General features: G+C 33.3%; 26 protein-coding genes and 1 pseudogene. 24 read left to right on the plus strand and 3 right to left on the minus strand.

The window, feature by feature from the left end; translation table 11 throughout:
- The 5 genes and pseudogenes from IWX84_RS15410 to IWX84_RS14525 form a co-directional block, all read left to right on the plus strand.
- A pseudogene (locus IWX84_RS15410) lies at positions 1 to 367 on the plus strand (IS1182 family transposase); the annotation flags it as partial.
- A gap of 47 nt (positions 368 to 414) precedes the next feature.
- Entirely contained in the window at positions 415 to 1395 is a 981-nt protein-coding gene (locus tag IWX84_RS14510; protein WP_196851476.1) for a thioredoxin-like domain-containing protein, read from the plus strand.
- Between the two features lie 173 nt (positions 1396 to 1568).
- The gene (locus IWX84_RS14515) at positions 1569 to 2000 is read left to right on the plus strand and encodes a hypothetical protein (protein ID WP_196851477.1); all 432 of its coding nucleotides are present in this window, start codon (positions 1569 to 1571) and stop codon (positions 1998 to 2000) included.
- Between the two features lie 195 nt (positions 2001 to 2195).
- Positions 2196 to 2726 (plus strand): hypothetical protein, encoded by a 531-nt coding sequence (locus IWX84_RS14520; RefSeq protein ID WP_196851478.1) that lies wholly within the window; start codon positions 2196 to 2198, stop codon positions 2724 to 2726.
- 2 nt (positions 2727 to 2728) lie between these two features.
- Positions 2729 to 2878 carry a hypothetical protein gene (locus tag IWX84_RS14525; RefSeq protein ID WP_196851479.1) on the plus strand — a complete coding sequence of 50 codons (150 nt, stop codon included), beginning with the start codon at positions 2729 to 2731 and terminating at the stop codon, positions 2876 to 2878.
- Positions 2879 to 3034: 156 nt separating this feature from the next.
- Here IWX84_RS14525 and IWX84_RS15415 read toward each other — a convergent pair whose 3' ends face one another.
- The gene (locus IWX84_RS15415; RefSeq protein ID WP_317192122.1) at positions 3035 to 3334 is read right to left on the minus strand and encodes a tyrosine-type recombinase/integrase; all 300 of its coding nucleotides are present in this window, start codon (positions 3332 to 3334) and stop codon (positions 3035 to 3037) included.
- Positions 3335 to 3749: 415 nt separating this feature from the next.
- On the opposite strand from IWX84_RS15415, the gene IWX84_RS14535 reads away from it, so the two are divergent.
- The 12 genes from IWX84_RS14535 (at position 3750) to IWX84_RS14590 (ending at position 14741) form a co-directional block, all read left to right on the plus strand.
- Positions 3750 to 6869: a PAS domain S-box protein gene (locus tag IWX84_RS14535; RefSeq protein WP_196851480.1), complete on the plus strand. Its 3120-nt coding sequence runs from the start codon at positions 3750 to 3752 to the stop codon at positions 6867 to 6869.
- 789 nt (positions 6870 to 7658) lie between these two features.
- Positions 7659 to 7889, plus strand: coding sequence for a hypothetical protein (locus IWX84_RS14540; protein ID WP_196851481.1), 231 nt, complete (start codon positions 7659 to 7661; stop codon positions 7887 to 7889).
- Positions 7879 to 8226, plus strand: coding sequence for a type II toxin-antitoxin system PemK/MazF family toxin (locus IWX84_RS14545; protein WP_196851482.1), 348 nt, complete (start codon positions 7879 to 7881; stop codon positions 8224 to 8226). Before IWX84_RS14540 ends, IWX84_RS14545 begins: the two co-directional genes overlap by 11 nt.
- 529 nt (positions 8227 to 8755) lie before the next feature.
- Positions 8756 to 9352 (plus strand): hypothetical protein, encoded by a 597-nt coding sequence (locus tag IWX84_RS14550; protein WP_196851483.1) that lies wholly within the window; start codon positions 8756 to 8758, stop codon positions 9350 to 9352.
- A gap of 273 nt (positions 9353 to 9625) precedes the next feature.
- Entirely contained in the window at positions 9626 to 10102 is a 477-nt protein-coding gene (locus IWX84_RS14555; RefSeq protein WP_196851484.1) for a Dps family protein, read from the plus strand.
- A gap of 342 nt (positions 10103 to 10444) precedes the next feature.
- A complete protein-coding gene (locus tag IWX84_RS14560) occupies positions 10445 to 10792 on the plus strand; it encodes a DoxX family protein (protein WP_196851485.1) in 348 nt (115 codons plus the stop codon).
- On the plus strand, positions 10792 to 11127 hold the full coding sequence (locus IWX84_RS14565; protein WP_196851486.1) for a hypothetical protein: 336 nt from the start codon (positions 10792 to 10794) through the stop codon (positions 11125 to 11127). The genes IWX84_RS14560 and IWX84_RS14565 overlap by 1 nt, the downstream gene beginning before the upstream one ends.
- A 96-nt stretch (positions 11128 to 11223) precedes the next feature.
- Positions 11224 to 11643: a hypothetical protein gene (locus tag IWX84_RS14570; RefSeq protein WP_196851487.1), complete on the plus strand. Its 420-nt coding sequence runs from the start codon at positions 11224 to 11226 to the stop codon at positions 11641 to 11643.
- 655 nt (positions 11644 to 12298) lie between these two features.
- Complete coding sequence (locus IWX84_RS14575; RefSeq protein WP_196851488.1) at positions 12299 to 12685, plus strand: YkvA family protein; 387 nt, start codon at positions 12299 to 12301, stop codon at positions 12683 to 12685.
- Positions 12686 to 12879: 194 nt separating this feature from the next.
- Entirely contained in the window at positions 12880 to 13965 is a 1086-nt protein-coding gene (locus IWX84_RS14580) for an L-dopachrome tautomerase-related protein (RefSeq protein WP_196851489.1), read from the plus strand.
- Between the two features lie 44 nt (positions 13966 to 14009).
- On the plus strand, positions 14010 to 14342 hold the full coding sequence (locus tag IWX84_RS14585) for a hypothetical protein (RefSeq protein ID WP_196851490.1): 333 nt from the start codon (positions 14010 to 14012) through the stop codon (positions 14340 to 14342).
- Between the two features lie 39 nt (positions 14343 to 14381).
- Positions 14382 to 14741, plus strand: a complete 360-nt coding sequence (locus IWX84_RS14590) for a DUF4157 domain-containing protein (protein ID WP_196851491.1) — start codon at positions 14382 to 14384, stop codon at positions 14739 to 14741.
- 68 nt (positions 14742 to 14809) lie between these two features.
- On the opposite strand, the gene IWX84_RS14595 is transcribed toward IWX84_RS14590, so the two are convergent.
- Positions 14810 to 15649, minus strand: coding sequence for an alpha/beta hydrolase (locus tag IWX84_RS14595; RefSeq protein ID WP_196851492.1), 840 nt, complete (start codon positions 15647 to 15649; stop codon positions 14810 to 14812).
- A gap of 400 nt (positions 15650 to 16049) precedes the next feature.
- Between IWX84_RS14595 and IWX84_RS14600 the strand changes: the two genes are divergently transcribed.
- The 6 genes from IWX84_RS14600 to IWX84_RS14625 all read left to right on the plus strand — a co-directional run bounded on the left by IWX84_RS14600 (position 16050) and on the right by IWX84_RS14625 (position 20161).
- Complete coding sequence (locus IWX84_RS14600) at positions 16050 to 16349, plus strand: HPF/RaiA family ribosome-associated protein (protein ID WP_196851493.1); 300 nt, start codon at positions 16050 to 16052, stop codon at positions 16347 to 16349.
- Positions 16350 to 16685: 336 nt separating this feature from the next.
- Positions 16686 to 16970 carry a rhodanese-like domain-containing protein gene (locus tag IWX84_RS14605; protein ID WP_196851494.1) on the plus strand — a complete coding sequence of 95 codons (285 nt, stop codon included), beginning with the start codon at positions 16686 to 16688 and terminating at the stop codon, positions 16968 to 16970.
- Positions 16971 to 16975: 5 nt separating this feature from the next.
- Positions 16976 to 17296 carry a rhodanese-like domain-containing protein gene (locus tag IWX84_RS14610; protein WP_196851495.1) on the plus strand — a complete coding sequence of 107 codons (321 nt, stop codon included), beginning with the start codon at positions 16976 to 16978 and terminating at the stop codon, positions 17294 to 17296.
- A 231-nt stretch (positions 17297 to 17527) separates the two neighbouring features.
- Positions 17528 to 18091, plus strand: coding sequence for a ferritin-like domain-containing protein (locus IWX84_RS14615; protein ID WP_231385503.1), 564 nt, complete (start codon positions 17528 to 17530; stop codon positions 18089 to 18091).
- A gap of 206 nt (positions 18092 to 18297) precedes the next feature.
- Positions 18298 to 19152 carry a transketolase gene (locus tag IWX84_RS14620; RefSeq protein WP_196851496.1) on the plus strand — a complete coding sequence of 285 codons (855 nt, stop codon included), beginning with the start codon at positions 18298 to 18300 and terminating at the stop codon, positions 19150 to 19152.
- Positions 19153 to 19207: 55 nt separating this feature from the next.
- Positions 19208 to 20161: a transketolase family protein gene (locus IWX84_RS14625; RefSeq protein WP_196851497.1), complete on the plus strand. Its 954-nt coding sequence runs from the start codon at positions 19208 to 19210 to the stop codon at positions 20159 to 20161.
- 73 nt (positions 20162 to 20234) lie between these two features.
- Here IWX84_RS14625 and IWX84_RS14630 read toward each other — a convergent pair whose 3' ends face one another.
- A complete protein-coding gene (locus IWX84_RS14630) occupies positions 20235 to 21209 on the minus strand; it encodes an FKBP-type peptidyl-prolyl cis-trans isomerase (protein WP_196851498.1) in 975 nt (324 codons plus the stop codon).
- 78 nt (positions 21210 to 21287) lie between these two features.
- On the opposite strand from IWX84_RS14630, the gene IWX84_RS14635 reads away from it, so the two are divergent.
- Positions 21288 to 21674, plus strand: coding sequence for an RNA-binding S4 domain-containing protein (locus IWX84_RS14635; protein ID WP_196851499.1), 387 nt, complete (start codon positions 21288 to 21290; stop codon positions 21672 to 21674).
- Positions 21675 to 21716: the final 42 nt, after the last annotated feature.

Consider the following 21716-nt stretch of genomic DNA (forward strand, 5'->3'; position numbering starts at 1 on the left):
AGTTCGAATCGAGAATAACTATGAAATCTATCGCAGGCGACAAGCCATTGTGGAGCATCCCTACGGAGTTATTAAACGGCAATGGGATTTTTATTATATCATGACCAAGAAAACCATAAAACACGCCTCTGCCGATGTGGGATTGATTTTTACAGCCTATAATCTCAGGAGAATTTTCAACTTGATTGATCCAAATGAGTTAAAGCAGTATCTAAAAGTATTGACCGTGTTTTTCAACTCTATTAAAGCCTATTTAAAGGCCTTTTGCCACTTGAAATTATTGACGAATCATTGTCAGCCTCTTTTTAAAGAGACTTTCTTTTGTACGACAAATCAACTATATTTACAAACTCACAACGCAGTTTGAGAAACTTTGAAGGTTTTTAGACGAACTGACGTTAGCAAACATTATAGATGAAAAACACGATTACAATATTACTCTCATTATTTTTTTTGAATATAGTTGCTCAAAATAAAGTTGAATGCGACAAATTATTATCAAAAGAAATTGATATCGAAATAAATGACTTAGAAAAATTTCAAAGTGATTTTTCTAATTTTAAAAATTGTGGATTAGATTCTGTTGACTTAGAGATTTTCTCAAACAATTCAATTTTAGCTACAATACTCATCACACTTACATCCGAAAATAAAAATGAAAAAATAACTTACGGAACTTTATTGAGTAAACTTTTGGATTTTAAAAAAAGTGAGCAATATCCAAAAATTAGAGAAGTAACATTGATTTCAAAAGAACTTTCAACTAAGATTGCTAGAATCGAAAATTGGAATGAGGACAAAATAAAACTTAAAAAACTCGAAATTTCTGAAAGTTATTTAGTTAAAATGCATGATTTTGTAAAAGAAAATTCAGAGTCAAAAACGTATAAAGAAATTTTCATGGTTCTTAATGAAGAACAAAATAAAAATAAAGTTACTACTTTAAAAAAATCAGAGGATTATTCAGATATTTTTACAAATTATGGAAACGCGGATTTAGCGGATTTATTAAAAAAAGCTAATACTTTAAATAAACCACTAATAATCTATTTTACAGGTTATGGTTGCATAAATTCAAGGAAGATTGAAAAAAACATATTATCTGAAGATGTGATTTACGAAAAACTTAAAAATCAGTTTTATTTTGTGAGTCTTTATCTAGATGATAAAACCCAATTAGCAAATTCTGAAAAATTTACATCAACATCTACCGGAATATTAATTACAACTATTGGGCAGAAACATTCAAATTTACAAATCGAAAAATTTAGTGTGAATATGCAACCATATTTTGCTATCCTTGATTCAAACGGGCATATTATTGCAACAGAAAGCTATTTGACTGATAAAGATAACTTTATGAAATTTATAAATAAGGGATTGAACACAAAATAACGTTTGCGAACACTTGCTACAAGAGATTTGGGCATTTGGTTTAATTTAAAAATGGTCTTGTATTTGGGAAGTTTAGGCAAATCCGAAAATAAGGCTTAATTTAATCCCAAACCTCTTGTAGCAAGGGAACGTTATATGCCATTGCATAGCCAACGACAACTAATAAAGTAAGTATGAATACAATCAAAATAACATTAAATGGCGGTGAAGATTATGACGGAATCGTTGAAAAAATTCTTGTTGAAAATGATTTAAAAACTACAACAATTGTTATCAAACAATGGGATGTAGATACATATATTTTGTCAGAATTGAAGTTTTTCGGAATCGTTTTTCAGGCTCTTCAAGATATCACTTCTTTTAACTTAATTGACGACATAGAATTTGGAAAAGGTGAAGATTTAATTCTATCCCAATTAGACGATTTCCTAAACGATAACCCAGACATAATGTTAGCAAGCACAAAAGACAATATTGAAAATGATATAAAATCGCAAACAAATTTGCAGTCATTCTTTTTTCATTTGCGTTATTGTAGAGATTGGTTTATTGTATGCTCTAAAATGACACTTAATGAAATAACAAAAGATAGAAACGGCATATAACAGCGGTTACAAGAAATGGCAAGAAAAGTGGTAAATTCACGTTTATTTTCCGCAAGAAAAACTATCCTAATGGCAAATATGCGGCTACGAAGTTCAACACTAGTGCAAGCCACGAGAAGTTGGTGGATATACGCCCACAGAAATCGGAAAAACGTAATATTTTCAGAATTAGAATATTTTGATTAAATTAGCTGAATGGATAAAGAAGCTGAAACAGGACTAGATTTTGTAATTGATAAGTTAACAAACTCAATAGAAAACGTGATTACTGGAGACAGTTTTCAGACTGAAATTTCTATTCTTCAAAACTCTGATTTAAAATCTGTAACAAAGAAAAATGGCTGGCTTTTTAATTGGAATGAAGAATTTAAAAATCCTGTAAGAGATATTTATAAACTAACTATTTCGGGTAATTCGAAAATCATTCAAGGATTGGTCAGTCTAGAAGTTAAATCTGACCACGTTTATATGCATCTTGTTGAAAATGCACCATTCAACAAAGGACAAACAAAAGTTTATGCTGGCGTAGCTGGCAATTTAGTAGCTTATGCTTGTAAATTATCTTTTCAACGTGGACACGATGGAAATGTTTCTTTCCTTTCAAAATCACAATTAGTTGAACATTATGAAAAAACACTTGGAGCTTTTCATTTTGGCGGCAGAGTTATGATAATTGAAACAAAATCAGCTTTGAAATTAATCAATAAATATTTTCAAAATAAATAGTTATGAAAGCGAAAAAATCTGATATAGAAATTGATACAATTGGAGGACTAGATTCTTTAACTTTAGCTGAAGAAAAAGCTTTGAGTGATTTTTTTCAAAAGAAAAAACAAACAAAAAAGAAAGCTGATAAGAAGAAGGATCTAAATACCTAAAAGAAGTACATCCACCAACAGCTAAAGCTTCGTTGGGCTTGAAAAGCCAACAATGAAGCCACGCTGGGAATAGCGACTATCGAAATCACCGCCTGCTCTACCTTGAGGTTGTCCGTTAAATAGATACACTTTGGGTTTCTCGGCTTCAATATAAGTTTAGAGTCCTCTAATTAAATGTTTGGATAGCGGAACATAGCGGTCTTTTTTACCTTTGCCTTGCACCACTTTGAGTTGCTCGCGATCAAAATCCAAGTCTTGCAAACGCACACTTCGGGCTTCCATGCAACGTAATCCACAGCCATACAAAAGTCCAATAAGCATTCTATGTTTCAGGAGTTGGCAACTAGTAAGCAACCGCCAAACTTCTTCTTTACTGAGAATCGTAGGGATTTTTTGATCGTGCTTTATCGGGGGTAAATGTAGGTATTCATAAGGCAAGCCCTCTGATTTAAGCAAGAATCAAAGACCATAAACACAATGTTTAAAGTACGTTTGCGAAGGCGTTTTTGAGCGTTTTTGAAGCATAAACCAGTATTCTTGCACTTGCTCAATTTCTAACTCCGTTGGGATTTTTCCGAAATGCAATGCCATAGCCGCAAAATGCTGACCGTAGTTTCTACAGGTATTTTCACTTCTGCCTAAAACGGAAGTAGTTCGTTTAAAACCATGAAATAAATCATCAAAATCAGGAACTTCTGAAACGGCTCGCCTGATGATAGCAGTTGGTACAACTACTTCATCTTCTTTTTTTTGTCATCTTAATTGGTTTTATATATATATTTACACAGGAGTAACATTTTCAGGAAAAACACTACCGAAGGTTTAGTTTATAGAACTGCTTAGAAAAAGAATAAACTATTAAAAAAATAAAATGGACAAAAAAAATCAGGGCAAAGCACATCACACAGAGCCATTGTCTATGGATGCTATTGAATTGACATTCCAAGGCCTTATTTCGCAAGCTCCAGTAGCTATAACCACATTTCTTGGTCCAACTTTTATTTTACAAACAGTTAATAAAACTGCACTCGAAATTTGGGGAAAAACACAGGAGGAGGTACTTCATAAAACTCTTTTAGAAATTTCACCTGAATTGGAAGTTGGCTTAAAACAAATATTCGACCAAGTGTATAGTACTGGTAACCAATTTATCTCTAATGAAATACTACTTCAAGTTAACCGTAATGGAAAAATAGAAAATGGTTACTTTAATTCGATTTATCAAGCATTGCGAGATTTAAACAATAAAATTTACGGCATCACAGTAGTAACAACAGAGGTAACAGATTCTGTGAACGCCCGCAAACAAATTGAAGAAAGCGAAAAGCTTCTCAGCAATATTCTTTCGCAATCCCTTATGGCAATTGCTATTTTTAAAGGATCTGAAATGGTATTAGAATTTGCAAATGATTCAATGTTTAATGTGCTGGGAAAAGGAACTACTATACTTAATAAACCGCTGTTAGAAGGAGTACCCGAATTAAAAGACCAGGTGTTTCCTCAGTTGCTTGCCGGTGTTTACGCTACCGGAGTTCCTTTTGAAGCATCCGAAACCAAAACCATACTGGTGCGCAACGGAATACCCGTTGATGCTTATTTCAATTTTATATATCAGCCTTACAAGGATTTTGATGAAACCATTACAGGCATTACCGTATTCGCCTTTGAAGTAACCGAACAAGTGCTTGCAAAAAAACAAATTGAAGCAAACGAAGAGTTTAACCGCACCATTTTAGAAAGTAGCCCTGATTGTTTAAAAGTATTAGATATGGAAGGTCGTATTCAATTTATGAACTTCAATGGGCTTTGCCAGATGGAGATAGATGACTTTTCCACGGTTAAAAACACAAATTGGTTTACGCTTTGGGGCAGTGAAAATGAAGCATTAGTAAAAGCTTCGGTTGACAAAGCATTGACAGGAGAAACCGCAAACTTCACAGCATTTTGCCCTACTGTTAAAGGTACACCCAAATGGTGGGATGTGGTGTTATCGCCTATTGGTAAACCTGGTGAACCCGTGCAGCAGCTCATTTCCGTTTCAAGAGACATTACCGAAAAAAAGAAATCGGAAGAAGCATTAGAAAAAATGGCCACGCACTTAAAGCTTTCCACCGATTCGGCAAATGTTGGCACCTGGTCGTTAGACATAAAAACACAAAAATTAGAATGGAGTGCCCTGCATAAAAAAATGTGGGGATATGATGAAAAGCAAGAAGACCTTGAATATGTAGACTGGTATAAAATTATTGTTAATGAGGATAAAGAAAATACTTTTAGAAAAGTAGAAGAAGCAAGAACAAATCACTCTATTTATGAAGTAGAATACCGGATTGAAAGAGCAAATGACAAAGTCATTCGCTGGATGAAAGCCGTTGGCCGGTACCATTATAACGAAGCCGGAGAATCTATAACGCTTACCGGAATAAGCTTAGACATTACTGAACAGAAAGAAGCAGAAGAAAAAATTGCAGAAAGCGAAAACCAATTCCGCACTTTTGCAAACAGCATTCAAAATCTTGCATGGATCGCGAGTGGTGACGGATGGATTTACTGGTATAACCAGCGATGGCATGATTACACTGGAACCACGCTGGAAGAAATGCAAGGTTGGGGATGGGAAAAAGTCCATCATCCCGACTACGTAAATAAAGTTGTGGAGTTTATTAAAGAAGCATGGAAGAAAGGCGAAGCCTGGGAATTGACCTTCCCGCTTCGCAGGCATGATGGCAAATATTATTGGTTTTTAACCCGTGCCTATCCTGTAAAAGATGCCAAAGGAAATATTGAGCGATGGATAGGAACAAATACCGATATTGATGAACAGAAAAGATTTAGCGAAGAATTGACAGAAGCAAATGCAAAAGCAGAAACTGCCTTGTACTCCAAGCAACAATTTTTAGCAAACATGAGCCACGAAATCCGCACACCAATGACTGCCATTGTTGGATTTACAAAAGTGTTACTAAAATCAGATTTATCGGTAAAACAAAAAGAATATGTAAAAGCCATAAAAACTAGTGGTGATGCACTCATTGTCCTAATTAATGATATACTTGATTTAGCAAAAGTAGATACAGGAAAAATGACATTTGAAGAGACACCATTCAAAATGGACTTATTAATATCAAACATAATTCTATTGTTTGAATTGAAAAGCCAGGAAAAGAATTTAGCGTTGATTGAAGAATACGATAAAAATATTCCAGAGTTATTGTTGGGCGATGCAGTGCGTTTGCAGCAAATTATTTTAAATCTTTTGAGTAATGCTTTAAAGTTTACAACCAAAGGGAAAATTAACATAATGGTTCGTTTGTTGAAGGAAGACGAAGAGAATGTGACCATTGATTTTGCAATAACCGACACAGGAATTGGGATACCAGAAGATAAAATAGAATCCATTTTTGAAAATTTTCAGCAAGCAACAAGTTCCACTTCAAGAATATACGGAGGAACAGGATTAGGTCTTGCGATCTGTAAACAGTTAGTAGAAAAACAAGGCGGAACAATTTCAGTAAAAAGTAAAGTTAATGAAGGTTCATCTTTTAGTTTTTCTTTAACTTTTAAAAAAGCCCTTACAGCAATTAAACTAACAGATACAGAGGATATTTTATACAGTGAAATTAAGGACATAAAAGTATTAGTGGTTGAAGACGTTAAACTCAATCAAATGTTGATGCGAATAATTTTAGACGATTTCCAATTTAAGCATGATATTGCCGACAACGGAAAAATTGCAATTGAAAAAATGCAAACAGAGATTTACGATATTATTTTAATGGATTTACAAATGCCAGTGATGGATGGATTTGCAACCACAGAATATATTCGAAATACACTGAATTCAAATATTCCAATTATTGCTCTAACAGCAGATGTGACAACAGTTGATCTAGAAAAATGTAAACTTGCTGGAATGAATGATTATATTTCAAAACCTCTTGATGAAAGAATATTATACAGTAAAATAGTTAGCTTATTAAAAACTAAATAGTGCGATCTTGTACAGGCACACAAACTAATGTAAATCGCTTTGTGGACAGAGAAGAATAACCGTACAATCGCGTAGACGGCTCCCCACCTAATGGAACGGAGTGCGCCTCGCACACCATCTCGTGTTTTGGGACGACACGGTTCGCAGAGAGATGGATTGAGTTAGATGTAAACATCGGTCAATGATTGTTACCCTCGTTTTTCCAAGCGTTTAAGCGTAATATTTGTTTCTATAATGAGACTCTACGCTATCGCCCAACCTCCGTTCCTGGTTCGAATCCAAGCAAAGTCATACTCTTGGTCAACGCCCAATACGATCAGGTTTTTCCTTTTCCTTTCGGGTTTTTTCCAATCGTGCCAGATATAATTCACTCTGGTCCTCGTTTTCAAGGAGTACCTAATTTCTTTAAAAAGAAAATCAAATCAGGTTCAATGCGGTTCAATTACCCTTTGACGATGTGGGACTCATTTTTACTTACTACAATTCCAAGAGAATCTTCAACTTGATTGATCCAAATGAGTTAAAACTTATTGATAGTGTTTTTAAACTGTATTGAAGCACTATTAAGGGCATTTTGCCACTTAAAATTATTCACGAATCATTGTCAGCCTCTTTTTAAAGAGACTTTCTTTTGTACGACATATCAACTATATTTACAAATTCCCAATGCAGTTTGAGAAACTTTGAAGGTTTTTAGACGAACTGACGTTAGCGGTAATGCGAAAAAAATCGCGTTAAACAATTTGATATCTAAAAAAGATATACCTTTGTAATATCAAATTACAACACATGAAAACAGTATCGCTTAAAATAGATGATTCAATATTCGGAGAAACTGAAAAAATTCTTTCTAGAATCAGTATTTCTAGAAATAGATATATCAACGAAGCAATTGAATATTATAATAAAGTACAGAAAAGACAAATTTTAGAAAAACAACTTAAAGCCGAATCCGAGTTAGTCAAAAAAGAGTCAATGAACATTTTAAAAGAATTTGAAAGAATTGACTATGCAGATTAATCAATATGAAATTTGGATTGCTGACTTGAATCCACAAATAGGAACTGAAGCAGGTAAATCTAGACAAGTCCTTATAGTTCAAACAAACTTACTAAATAAAATATCACACCCATCAACAATCGTTTGTCCAATAACTACAAATGTTCAAGATGATTCTGAAATTTTAAGAGTTCATCTTAAGAAAGGAATAGCAAATTTACACGATAATTGCGACATAATGATTGACCAAATTCGAGCAATCGACAACAAAAGATTGATTAAAAAGGTTGGAAAATTACCAACTGATTTGATAGAAAAAATAAAAGAAAATATTGCGATTATTATTGATATAGAATAAGCACGATCGCACAACAGCCGTTTCCCAAGATTGGAGATTTTGTGCTAAATTCACATTCACGTTTCGCAAGAAATATTCACTCTTGTGCTCGTTTTCAACGAGTACCTACTTTCTTTAAAAACGAAACCGAAGCATCTATAATCCGGTTCAATTACCCTCTGCCGATGTTGGACTCATTTTTACTGCCAACGATCTCAAGAGAATCTTCAACTTGATTGATCCAAATGAGTTAAAACTTATTGATAGTGTTTTTAAACTGTATTGAAGCACTATTAAGGGCATTTTGCCACTTGAAATTATTCACGAATTATTATCAGCCTCTTTTTACAGAGACTTTCTTTTGTACGACAAATCAACTATATTTACCAATTCACAACACAGTTTGAGAAACTTAAAAGGTTTTTAGAGGAACTGACTTTAGCCTACAAATTATGAAAAAACTGCTAAAAACAATATTGTTACTAACATTTTTAATTCTTTTTATGAACTGTGAAAAGAAAATTGATGAAGTAGAATTTGAAAAAAATGTATGACTGAAATTTTTCCGAAAATAGTTGACTCCATTTGTCTTGATAGTAGGAAAATGAACCCACCACCGACATTTGGAATAGAAACTTGGAATAAAGGAGAAATTATAAAAGTTGACACTTCAAAAGTTACAAGTAAAGAAAGAATTAAATATCAGAAGTGGAAAGCAGAACAAAAAAGAGTTGATAATGATACATCTAAAATAATTATTGGTTTCGACCAATATTTATTAAATTATGGACAAGGAAGATTAGCTGGTGAATCAAAATTATTAAATTCAAATTACAGTAATTTTAAATTTGACTTTTCAAAAATTAAATTAAATAGAAAATTTAAAATAAAAGATATATCTGAATTTCCAAAAGCAGAAATTCTATTAAAACATCATAGAGTTTTATTATATGAACAAAAATATAATTTTGTATTTTCTGGTTTACTTGAAATTTCAAGAATAAAATTCGACAAGAATAAAAAAAATGGAGTTTTAGAAGGTAGTTTTAGTTATTATGGAAGATGCGGAAGAGGTTACCGAATATATATAATGGAAATTAACGGAAAGTGGATAATCGAAAAAATGGAAGATACTTGGATATCGTAAAAATACCTAGGCTAACAGCCATTTTGAGCTAGCTGGAATTCAGTGAAATTCCCGTTTTTATTTACATTCTGGTTTCGGCAATAATATTCTGTAGTAAAATCTCCAATTTGATGAAGCAGGGGAAACTTATTTACCAGCGTAAAATGGCATACTACAAACAGTGAAAAATAATAAATGTAGAATATTACACTTGTGTAGCCTTTGTTACATTTATTGAAAAAATAAGTGCTACTTTTATACAAATAATTCAAATCATTCACCAAAATATATAAAATGAATACTACAAATCGAATTGGACTTGACACTGACAAAGCAAAACATTTGGCCGAAAAACTAAATGATCTTTTGGCCAACTATTCCATATTTTACCAAAACACGAGAGGTTATCATTGGAATATTAAAGGCGAAAAATTTTTTGAACTTCATGTAAAGTTTGAAGAACTATATAATGACTTGCTGTTGAAAATAGACGAAGTTGCAGAAAGAATTTTAACATTGGGACATACGCCAAAGCATAACTACACGGACTACCGTAGTACATCTAAAATTAAAGAAAGTGTTCTAGTGAGTGATGGTATAAAAGCGGTCGAAGATATTTTAACTTCATTTCAAACCATAATAATACTGCAACGAGAGCTACTTACAATTTCTGACGACGCACAAGACGAAGGAACGAACGCCTTAATGAGTGACTACATAAGATTGCAAGAAAAATTGGTATGGATGTATTCTTCTTTTCTGAATAAGTAACGAAGTCGAAAAATAAAACAGTATCGTATGATTGAAATACATTTTACATCTCGTGGTTACGTTTTAATTTTCAGAATGTTTCTTTTCCTAACTTCGTTTTTTCTAATGAAAAGTACGAGTTTGCGAAGTGTCCACGAGTAATTGTATGACACCCAGAAGCAAGGTTGGCCAGACTTTTTAACCGAAACGCTGTTATGACTCGAATAAGTGAACATAAAATTATAGGGCCATTGTAAAAAGTAATCACAGACGCGAATTATAAAGTGAAGACCAGAAATCACTTAAAAATAACGGGGCAGCATCTAAAAAGCCAAATGAGTACGGAAATTTAAAAAAACTAAGATGGTAAATTTATCAATTATTGCGCAACTGATTGTTGCTATTTCTATTATTATTGTATGGGTATTTCGTTTCGATAATATCGTGAAAGAATTTAAACAATATGGCTTAAGTGATCTAACACGCACGATTGTAGGGGCCACTAAAATAGCTTTGGCAACATTACTTGTGGCTGGTATCTGGTATCCTTCACTGGTTCTAATTCCCGCACTTTTGATGGCTTTCCTTATGATAAGCGCACAGTATTTTCATTTCAAAGTGAATAACCCTTGGCAAAAACGTATACCCTCGTTGTTTCTTTTGCTACTATGTCTTTTTATTGCTGGCGTAACTCTTAATTTAATTGCCTAATGCGTTTATTACAAGTTTTAATTCTTTTTTCAAGTCTCTCTTTTTTAGCTTACGGTGTAGCTTATTTTACAACTTCAAAAATGAAAGAAGAATTTATACGATTTGGACTGCGTAGATTTGGAACACTTACTGCTGTTTTAGAAATTTTGGGAGGTTTAGGTTTATTGGTAGGATTAATGTCTAACATTATGTTACTGATATCCTCGGGAGGCTTGGCTTTATTGATGTTTTTAGGAGTAATAGTTCGGCTAAAAATCAAAGATGGTTTGTGGGCTTCTTCGCCTGCCTTATTTTATTGTGGTTTAAATTTGTATATCTTTTTAGTATCAATTTAGTATCAACGAAAATCTTTTTGAATTAAAAAGCTTAATTTAGATCAGTACTTAGACTACTTAAAAAAACATAAATCTAAATAATAAATTAGTTGAGCTATGATAATTAAAAATTCGATAATTACAAAAGGATTCATTATTGCTGGATTAATGAACGCAACGGTACTAATTTTTTCGAAATTATTTACAAACACGATAATTCCTGAATTTGATCCAACAGTAATGTCCAATTTTGGGTTACTGATGATTTTTATTTGGGGATTAGCATATATGTCGGTGGCAAAGAATTACCATAATGTAAAATGGCTCGTGGGAGTTTTTGCAATTGAAAAGTTCATTTATGGATATATCTGGATAAATTGGATCCTGAATAATAACGTTTATGATGTTTATAAAAAAGATGTATTGGCAGGAATATTTTATTCAATATACGGTATAAATGACTGGGTATTTTTTATTTTTTTTCTAATAGTCTTTATTCAACTTGCCAATTTAAAGAAATCTAGCTTTAACAACTGAATACCAAGACTTTAAATTCCCGAATTGAAATACTCGACGCTAGTAGAGGTTTTGCTATAGTTTCTAATATGACATCCCATTATAGGTAACACTTTGATGTGTAGTATTTTCCACGTAATTTACCTGCATGTATTATGGAGAAACATAAGATCATTAGGAACCCCCCGTTTTTTTTATGTTTGGACCAAAGTCGGATGCAATATTTACCCTGATGTTTGGTGATACTTTTGCCATTGAATTATCAAATCAAGAAAAAAGGAGAAAACGAATTATGATGAGATTTGCATGTCGTTTATATTTCATGTTAGCTTTCGGAATCTTAAATTCCATGTTTTGTCAGGGCTATTTTAATTATTTATGCCGTAATTAGTTTATTACAGACACCCTTATCAAAAACTAATGAAAAAACTATTTTTTGGATTGCTTCTTTTTTAATGATTATGGTTTACCTTGCTTTACGCCATTCAACAACGTTTAGAAAAAATCAATGATGCCATTTTCATGGACCTAATTTGGTAAAATGTTGGCGTATGTTAAATTGATTCCTAAAAAAAAGCAGTGCAGGAACTTCTTAAATAAAAAAAGGTCGCTTCTTGCGAATCCGGGAAGTCGCCTGCAATGTGCTCCTATTGTGCAAATTTAAACGCAGAAAATTATGCTTAAAAAAATTAAAGTTTGGGCTTCCAAATTAAAACAACAAGCTCGCATATTACAAATTGTATATCAGGACCAACGCACGCCAATTAAAGCAAAAATACTTATTTGGATTACCTTAGGGTACTTATTTAGCCCTATAGATCTCATACCTGACTTCATTCCTGTTCTAGGTTTGGTTGACGATATTATAATTGTCCCAATACTAATCGCTTTTGCCATAAAACTAGTCCCAAAAGCGGTTTGGGCAGATGCGGAAGATAAGGTCCAAAATCAGCCACAAGAAAAATGGAAATTGAATTGGATGGTACTACTATTTATATGTTGCGCGTGGTTAACTTGTGCTTATTTTATTTATAATTTTGTAAAAATCCACTATTATAAATGATGCACTTGTGGCCCAGCTGGCTTTAAAAACATTGCTGTATTTTGCAAACGGAAACCACTTTCTACTATTTATATTTGTAACTTACAGAAAAATAGTAGGCTAATTAAGTCTCAACGAACTTGCTGCCGAACACATTATGCAAATTTAACCCACAATCCCAATAGGTTGTATTGGACTTATAAACTTCAACTTAAATGAAAAATATTCTTTATTTACTCTCCGTTTTTATAGTGGTAATTTCGTGTAAACAAACAACTACCAAAAAAATAGACGCCGAAACTTCAAAACAAACTGACACTGTTACTAAACAAGTTCAACAAGTGGCTGAATTTAAGGGGCAGCAAATTACTGGTGTCACTGTCAGCTCAACAGGTAGGATTTTTGTAAACTTCCCCCGATGGAGAAAAGGTGTTAAAAATTCCGTGGTTGAAATTACCAAAGACAATCAAAAATTACCGTATCCCAACAAAGAATGGAATTCTTGGGAAATTGGTAGCGCCGTTGAAAACCAAAAATTTATTGGAGTCCAATCAGTTATTGCTTTTGAAAACAAATTGTATGTATTAGACACCCGTAATCCATTATTTGGTACCGTTTTAGATGCTCCAAGACTTTTTGTCTTCAATTTAAGTGATAATAAATTGGAGAAAACCTATCTGCTACAAAAAGATAGTTATTATCCGAATTCATATATCAACGATTTACGTGTGGATAAAAAAAACAATAAAATCTATTGTACTGATTCTGGCAGAGCCGGTTTGATTGTACTGGATATAACTTCTGGAAAATCTACCAGAGTTTTAAACAACCATTTCTCCACAAAAGCGGAGCAATCCTATTTGACTTTCAACAACAAAAAATGGGAGAATACTGTCAATTCTGACGGAATTGCATTGGATACTAAAAATGACTTACTCTATTTTCATGCATTAACCGGCTACAGTTTATATTCCGTAAGTACAAAAGTATTGGCCAATGCAAATAATAAAGAAGTTGAAAAATCAGTTAAATTAGTGGCAAAAACATCGGCACCAGATGGAATGATACTCGACGAAAATGGCACTTTATATTTTGCTGATTTAGAAAACAACAAAATCATGTACCGAAAACAAGATGGCAGCATCCATATTTTGGTGGAAGGCGATAAAATTAAATGGGCGGATACATTTAGTATTTTTAACAACGATTTGTATTTCACCAACTCCAGAATTAATGAAGTTACAGGCGATATTTCGACTATGACTTTTACTTTAAATAAAATAGAATTATCTAAAAATTAAAAAATAAAGAATAAAACGACAATTGCTTTAATAGAAATCTGGCCATGGATAAACTCACCATCATTAAAATAATCCATACCGTTATTTGGGTCTTCTTCAATGTTGTTTTATTTTATTTATTCTACGCCGTTCTTATAAATAAAATTGATAAATGGGTTTGGATTTGCATCGGACTGATCCTGATGGAAGGACTCGTTTTGTTGCTTTTTAAAAGAATGTGTCCGATAACCGTAATTGCCCGCAAATATTCGGATTCAACAAAAGACAATTTCGATATTTTTTTACCAAACTGGTTAGCGAAACATAATAAGTTGATCTACACCACCTTTTTCGTTCCCATTCTAATCCTACTGATTTATCGGTTAATTTCGGGCTGATTCTAATATTCAATTAAAAAAGGAATCCAAAATATAAATATGAAAGAAAGGATACAAAAAAAAGGAAACAAAACTGGATTACCTGATAATCTAAAATCAGGCATAGAAAGTCTCTCAGGGATGTCAATGGATCAGGTTAAAGTACATTACAGTTCTGACAAACCAGCGCAGTTGAATTCACTGGCTTATGCCAAAGGAACAGATATTCATCTAGCTCCGGGACAAGAAAAGCACTTGCCGCATGAAACATGGCATATTGTACAACAGCAAAAAGGTCGGGTAAAAGCAACTATGCAAGTAAAAGATCATGTGATGATCACTACCGAAAATGAATTGGAAAAAGAGGCTGATTTAATGGGAGTGAAAGCGTCAGTTAATTTAGAAAAACTTGATCACTAAATTATTTTTTGCGCTTACAGCCAAAAATAAATTTCCGTTCCCTTAAAACCATTCTTATCCAAATGGTTTTACTTTGTATGCAATTTCATAAAGTCCACAACTTCATCAAAACGGTCGCTCCAGGGCCAAAAATACTGAACCACCATCGGAATGTGTTTTTTATTCAGACGAATGGGAACTACGCCCGCTTGGTAAGGCTGCAAAGCATCGAGAAAACGTTTGTTAGCCGTTTTTATAGAGTTATAGGTTTTATCCCCAACATAAATCAAAAAAGGAGGTGTGTTTTTGTCTAAGAAATAAATGGGGGAAGCTTCCCTCCAATTGGCAGGACTTTTTGTCCAAGTCGCTACGTAATCATTTTCGGCAGTTGGAGGATTTTGTTCTAAATAATTCTTCATATCGAGACCTGCAGCATCATTCAAGATTATTCCTGAAATACTTTTCGGATCAATTCCGTATTTTGGATTCATAACAGCCAAAGCGCCAAGATGTCCACCCGCAGAATGTCCAGTGATAAAGATTTGATTTGGATTGCCATTGTATTTGCTAATATTGTCTTTGGTCCATTTTATCACCGCTGCAATTTGCTTGGTCATTGTATCATAATCAGCCGCCGGACTCAAAGTATAATCCGGAATAACGGTAATCACTCCTTTGTTTGCAAAATTTCTACCCAGCAAATCATAGGTTCCTTTTCGTCCACTATTCCAGTTTCCGCCATGAACGAAAATTAAAACGGGACTTGCTGTTCCTTTTGTATTTTTAGGTACAAAAATATTTAATTGTGGAATATTTGTCTCTTTCGCTTTTGAAGAGGATAAATAAGAAGTGTCTGCGATCTTTTTAGAACTGCAACTTACTAAAAAGACACCATTTAAAAGTAGTAGGATACCAAGTGAAAAACGCATTTTTTTTTACAAATATATTAATTTAATGTATAAAAGCCAGCAACTAATTTTTAAAACTATTGTGTTAGTAGTATTCATTTAAAAAAAAAATTACCTGTAAATTACTAAAGAATGGAGCATTAATTTTATCTGTTTTCGTGTCGTAAATTGATTACTATTTTTAGTTATAACTCAATTTAGCCTACGCTTTTTTAGTTTGTTTAACATTCAAAATTATTCTTTTTTGAATTTAATTCGTAAATTTGGGTACTGCCCAAAAGTATAAAAGTTCATTTTGTAACAACCTACACATAATAGAAATTTTCATTCCAAAAGATTTTTTTCAATGTCTGGATTGATCTTATTTTTTAATTATTAGCAACCAAAAAACAATCGCAAAAATTATAAAAAAACAGGAATCATGGAAATAATTACTCAATTTGTTCGAACAAATAAAAACAATACAGCACAAAAATTAGTGACCGAAAAACTGGAACTTATTACCAAACATTTTGATTGGGTAATTCGGGCAAATGTTATATTCAAAGAAGATAAAGGCACTTATGGTAAAGGAAAAATATGCGAAATTATTTTAAGTTGTCCCGGTGTTCTGCTATTTGCCTCCGCTGATAATGAATCTTTTGAAGTGGCAATCGCAGAAAGTATTAGAGATCTAGAAATACAATTGCATAAACGAAAAAGTGAACTACAAACTTTCTAGTGTACTATAATCCAAAATTACCAAGAATAAAGTTTCCTGCTTTTAAACTGCCTTAATACTAGTGATGATTTCAGCTTTACTGTAAATTCAAGACTCAATCCTATTTTGCGTAGCAGAACAAAATCTTAATACAAATTTGCGTTCCATTTTTCATTGGTAAAAAAATGAAATGGATTAAATTTTATCTTGTGTAACAAAAGTTACTGTACAGCGCTTCTTGTTCTATTACTTTTGTTTAAATAAAAATAGAATCACTTGACTTTGCAACGATGATTACATCAAAAACAATTTGGTTTTTGCGCAAGCAATAAAAAATTAATTTTAAAATCGAAAAAAATGAAAATAGAAAATTTGATTAAAGAAAAAGCATGCACCATCGTAGATGTACGAACACATGAAGAATTCATGGGCGGTCATGTCGCAGATTCCATAAATATTCCAATGGGAGAAATACAGGAAAGAATGGAAGAATTAAAGAATTTAAAAGCACCATTAATACTTTGTTGCGCATCAGGAAACCGAAGTGGACAAGCGCAACATTTTCTTTCACAAAAGGGAATTGACTGCTATAATGGCGGTTCATGGCTAGATGTAAATTACTTTCAATCACAAACCACTTAAATAAAATGATAAATAAAATCAAAAAAATATTGGGTTTTGGACCAAAAGTTGACTATGCCACTTTAGTAAAACAAGGCGCCATTATTCTGGATGTACGCAGCAAAGGGGAATTCTCGGGAGGACACATTAATGGTTCCATTAACATTTCGTTAGATACGTTAAGTAGCAACTTGGCTAAACTAAAAGATAAAAACAAAACAATTATTACCTGTTGTGCTTCGGGAATGCGTAGTGCTTCTGCTAAAAGTATTCTGAAATCAAATGGTTATTCACAGGTGTATAATGGAGGTGGATGGAGCAGCCTGCAAAACAAAATAAATTCGTAAAAGACCTTTCGTGAAAATTAAAATCTAGATTCCAAAACGGTAATTAATAAGCGTATTTTTTAAAGTCACTAATTATATATTTTTAGTATAACAAAACTATTCCTATTTACAAATCGTTAATTAACAGTTATTTAAATGTTCTTTTGTTTAATTTTATAAAACTTAAACGACAAGTGAATAGTCTCCTTGACTACAACTCAGTTTAACGTTATTAATTTAAAAACAACTGTTATGGAATCGAAAATGAATAAACAAGAAAGCGAAAAAGAAGTTGTAAAAGCAAAAGCAAATGCAGCTCAAGGCTTGAGAGAATTATTTGAAGTTGGTTTAAAAGACATTTACTCTGCTGAAAAAGTGTTGAGTAAAAGTTTACCAAAAATGGTTAGTAATGCTTCCTCTCCAGAATTAGTGACTGCATTAAAAAATCATTTAACTGAAACAGAACATCACGTTTCCCGTTTAGAAAAAATATTTGAAGTAACCGGAATAAAACCGACTGCGAAAAAATGTGAAACAATGGAAGGATTAATAAAAGAGAGCAATGTCACAATGGAAGCAACCAAACTAGGAAATGTACGCGACGCAGGAATCATTGCGGCGGGACAAAAGGTTAAACATTATGAAATTGCTACTTATGGAACTTTACATGCCTTTGCTCAAACACTGGGTGAAAGTAAAGCCGCCGAAATGCTGGCTATGACGCTCAATGAACAGAAAAAAACAGATGCCGCGTTAACTGGAATTGCGTTATCAGCAATTAATAAACAAGCAGCATCATTAAGTATGAAACACTAATTTGAATTAATTTATAATTGATTACGACTTGTTTTCAATAAAAAAAGCCTGCTTCATGTAGGCTTTTTTATGGCCAATTGTAGCTTATTTCATTGCTGATTTTAACTAACTTTCATGATTTATATCGACGTTAAATATTCAAAAAAACTATTGCCTTAACCCTAAATAAAAATTACATTTGCAGCAGTTTAACTTTTACACACAAAATGAAGCCTAACACACAACAATTAAACGATTTAACTATCCAAGTCAGAAGAGACATTCTTCGAATGGTACACGCAGTCAACTCAGGACATCCTGGAGGATCTCTTGGCTGTACTGAATTTCTTGTCGCCTTGTACCAAAATCTAATGGAACGTAAAGAAGGTTTTGATATGGACGGTATTGGAGAAGATCTTTTCTTCCTTTCTAACGGACATATTTCTCCTGTATTTTATAGCGTTTTGGCTAGAACTGGGTATTTCCCAATTTCTGAATTAGCGACTTTCCGTTTGATCAATTCAAGATTACAAGGACATCCAACTACTCACGACAGTTTACCGGGAGTGAGAATTGCGTCAGGATCTCTTGGACAAGGATTATCAGTAGGGATTGGTGCCGCTCAAGCTAAAAAATTAAATGGTGACAACCATATTATTTACACGCTTCACGGCGATGGTGAATTGCAAGAAGGTCAAAACTGGGAAGCAATCATGTATGCTTCTGCAAAAAAGGTAGATAATATTATTGCTACAATCGATTTAAACGGAAAACAAATTGACGGAACTACTGATGAAGTTTTAGCAATGGGAAGTATTCGCGCTAAATTTGAAGCATTTGATTGGGATGTTTTGGAAATTGAAAAAGGAAACGACCTTGAAGCAATCATTGCAGGTATGACAGATGCTAAAACAAGAACTGGAAAAGGAAAACCGGTTTGTGTATTGTTGCATACTGAAATGGGTAACGGAGTAGATTTTATGATGAATACTCACGCTTGGCACGGTAAAGCACCAAATGATGCGCAACTTGACAATGCTTTAGGACAAAATTATAATACTGGAGGTAATTCAGACTATTAGGAAGTGTTCAGTAATTAGTGTTCAGTAGAATACTGCCAAAAATCTAAATTGAAAAATGAAAAAATATACAAATACAGGAAGTAAAGATACTCGTTCGGGTTTTGGAGCGGGAATGACTGAGTTAGGTCAAAAGAATGAAAATGTGGTTGCACTTTGTGCGGATTTAATTGGTTCTTTAAAATTTGATGACTTCAAGAAAAATCATCCAGAGCGTTTTTTCCAAATTGGTATTGCTGAAGCAAACATGATTGGAATCGCAGCAGGATTAACGATTGGTGGTAAAATTCCTTTTACAGGAACTTTCGCTAACTTTTCTACAGGAAGAGTGTATGACCAAATTCGTCAATCAGTTGCTTATTCTGAAAAAAATGTAAAAATTTGTGCTTCACATGCAGGATTAACTTTAGGAGAAGATGGCGCAACACACCAAATTCTTGAAGATATAGGTTTGATGAAAATGTTACCGGGAATGACTGTAATCAATACTTGTGATTACAATCAAACTAAAGCCGCTACATTAGCAATTGCAGATCACCATGGGCCAGTATACTTGCGTTTTGGTCGTCCGGTAGTTCCTAATTTCATGCCAGCTGATGAGCCTTTCGTAATTGGAAAAGCAATCCTTTTAAACGAAGGAACTGATGTAACTATTGTTGCTACAGGACATCTAGTTTGGGAAGCGCTAATTGCTGCTGAAGCATTAGAAGCTAAAGGTATTTCGGCTGAAGTTATCAATATTCATACAATCAAGCCACTTGACGAAGCAGCGATTTTGAAATCATTGGCAAAAACCAAATGTATTGTTACTGCTGAAGAGCACAACATTCTAGGTGGTCTTGGCGAAAGCGTTTCTAGAGTATTGGCATTACACCATCCAGCTCCACAAGAGTTTGTTGCGGTAAATGACAGTTTTGGAGAATCTGGAACACCAGAGCAATTAATGGATAAATACAAATTGAACAATCAAGCGATTGTTGAAGCTGTAGAAAGAGTTATTAAAAGAAAATAACTCCTTTTTAATCATAAAAAAATCCCGTTCATTTATTTGAACGGGATTTTTTTTACCTGCTTATTTTTATACTTTATGGATGACAAGTAGGGTCTAAATAATTTTTCTTTCCTGAAGTACAAGTTGGAATACTTGCAAATGGATAAGCTATTCCTGTTGCTGGATTTTTAATTTCTAATTTAGTTGTATAATTGTCGCCATCATCATCAACATCAACAAAGTTCGCAATACCATCTCCATCAGTATCATCGGGATTTACAACGCCAGTCGCTAAAGCTCTTACATATCGATCTCCGTTTATATCTTCTAGATAAGATGGAATTCCATCACCATCTTGATCCAAACGTTGAATTTCGTATAATTTAAAACTGAATACCAAAGGAACATAAGCCGGTATCGTGCCACTTCCAGAGGCATAATAGGCTAATCCTGAAGGAATGAACATTACTCCAGCTCCGAAATTAGTAAAAGATACCGTTCCATCTGCCTTTAAAATAGGTTTGTCTCCCGTTTTAAATTGTGGAAAAGTTTCCCCCCATCCTATTATGGTACTGAATAAACTCAACATTTGTTGCGGATACTTAACTTCTTCAAATTGAGTTGTAGTCAGTGTTGTAACACCCGCGGTAGAAATTTGCTCTAAAAAATTCCCCTTGTACGATGCTAGCACACCGTCAACATTACAAGGTGATTCTCCTACCCCTTCTCTCAAAACTAAATAATATAAGTTATAAGTAATATTATTAAGAACTACATCTTTACTCAAAAGTTTAGGAAAACCAGTGTTGTTTTTATAAGACATAACAGATGGTTGACTTCCTCCAGCAGGAATCTTTGTAAATACTACATCCTGATCATCAGGAGCGCCAGGATTATTTGTAACGGTAATATAGTTGGTATTTAGATATTCTTCTATGACGGTCATATCAGAAGTATTTTGTATTGCATAATCTCTAAGTGGTTCAACTGTAGCAGTATCATTCTTCGAACATGAAAATAAAGAGAGAGTTGTAATTAATAGAATAAAATAATACTTAAATTTGTTCATTATAGCTGATTTTTAAGTGCGCAAGATACAATATTGATTGATTTTTGTAAACTATTTAACTCCGATTTTAGAAAATTTATGAGAATAGATAAATATTTATGGTGCATGCGGTATTACAAAACCAGAAATATGGTTACGGAAGCTTGCAAAAAGAACCATGTTACCGTAAATGGGCTTGTTGCCAAACCTTCCAAGGAGGTTTTTCCTACTGATAAAATCACATTCAGGAAAGACCAAATCACACAAATCATCACCGTACTGGACATTCCGGAAAATCGAGTTGGTGCTAAACTTGTCGACATTTATCGAAAAAACGAAACGCCTTCCGAAGCCTATGCTCATTTAGAATTATTAAAATTATCGAAAGAGCATTATCGAAAAAATGGAACTGGAAGACCAACCAAAAAAGATCGAAGAGATATTGACGAATTTGGAAACGAAATTAAAACTGATGAAGAAGATTAAAAAAGTTTGGGATCTAAAATTATTCAGAAAATTTAAACTTTT

The organism is Flavobacterium sp. CG_9.10 (genome assembly GCF_015752245.1).
Lineage (GTDB): Bacteria > Bacteroidota > Bacteroidia > Flavobacteriales > Flavobacteriaceae > Flavobacterium.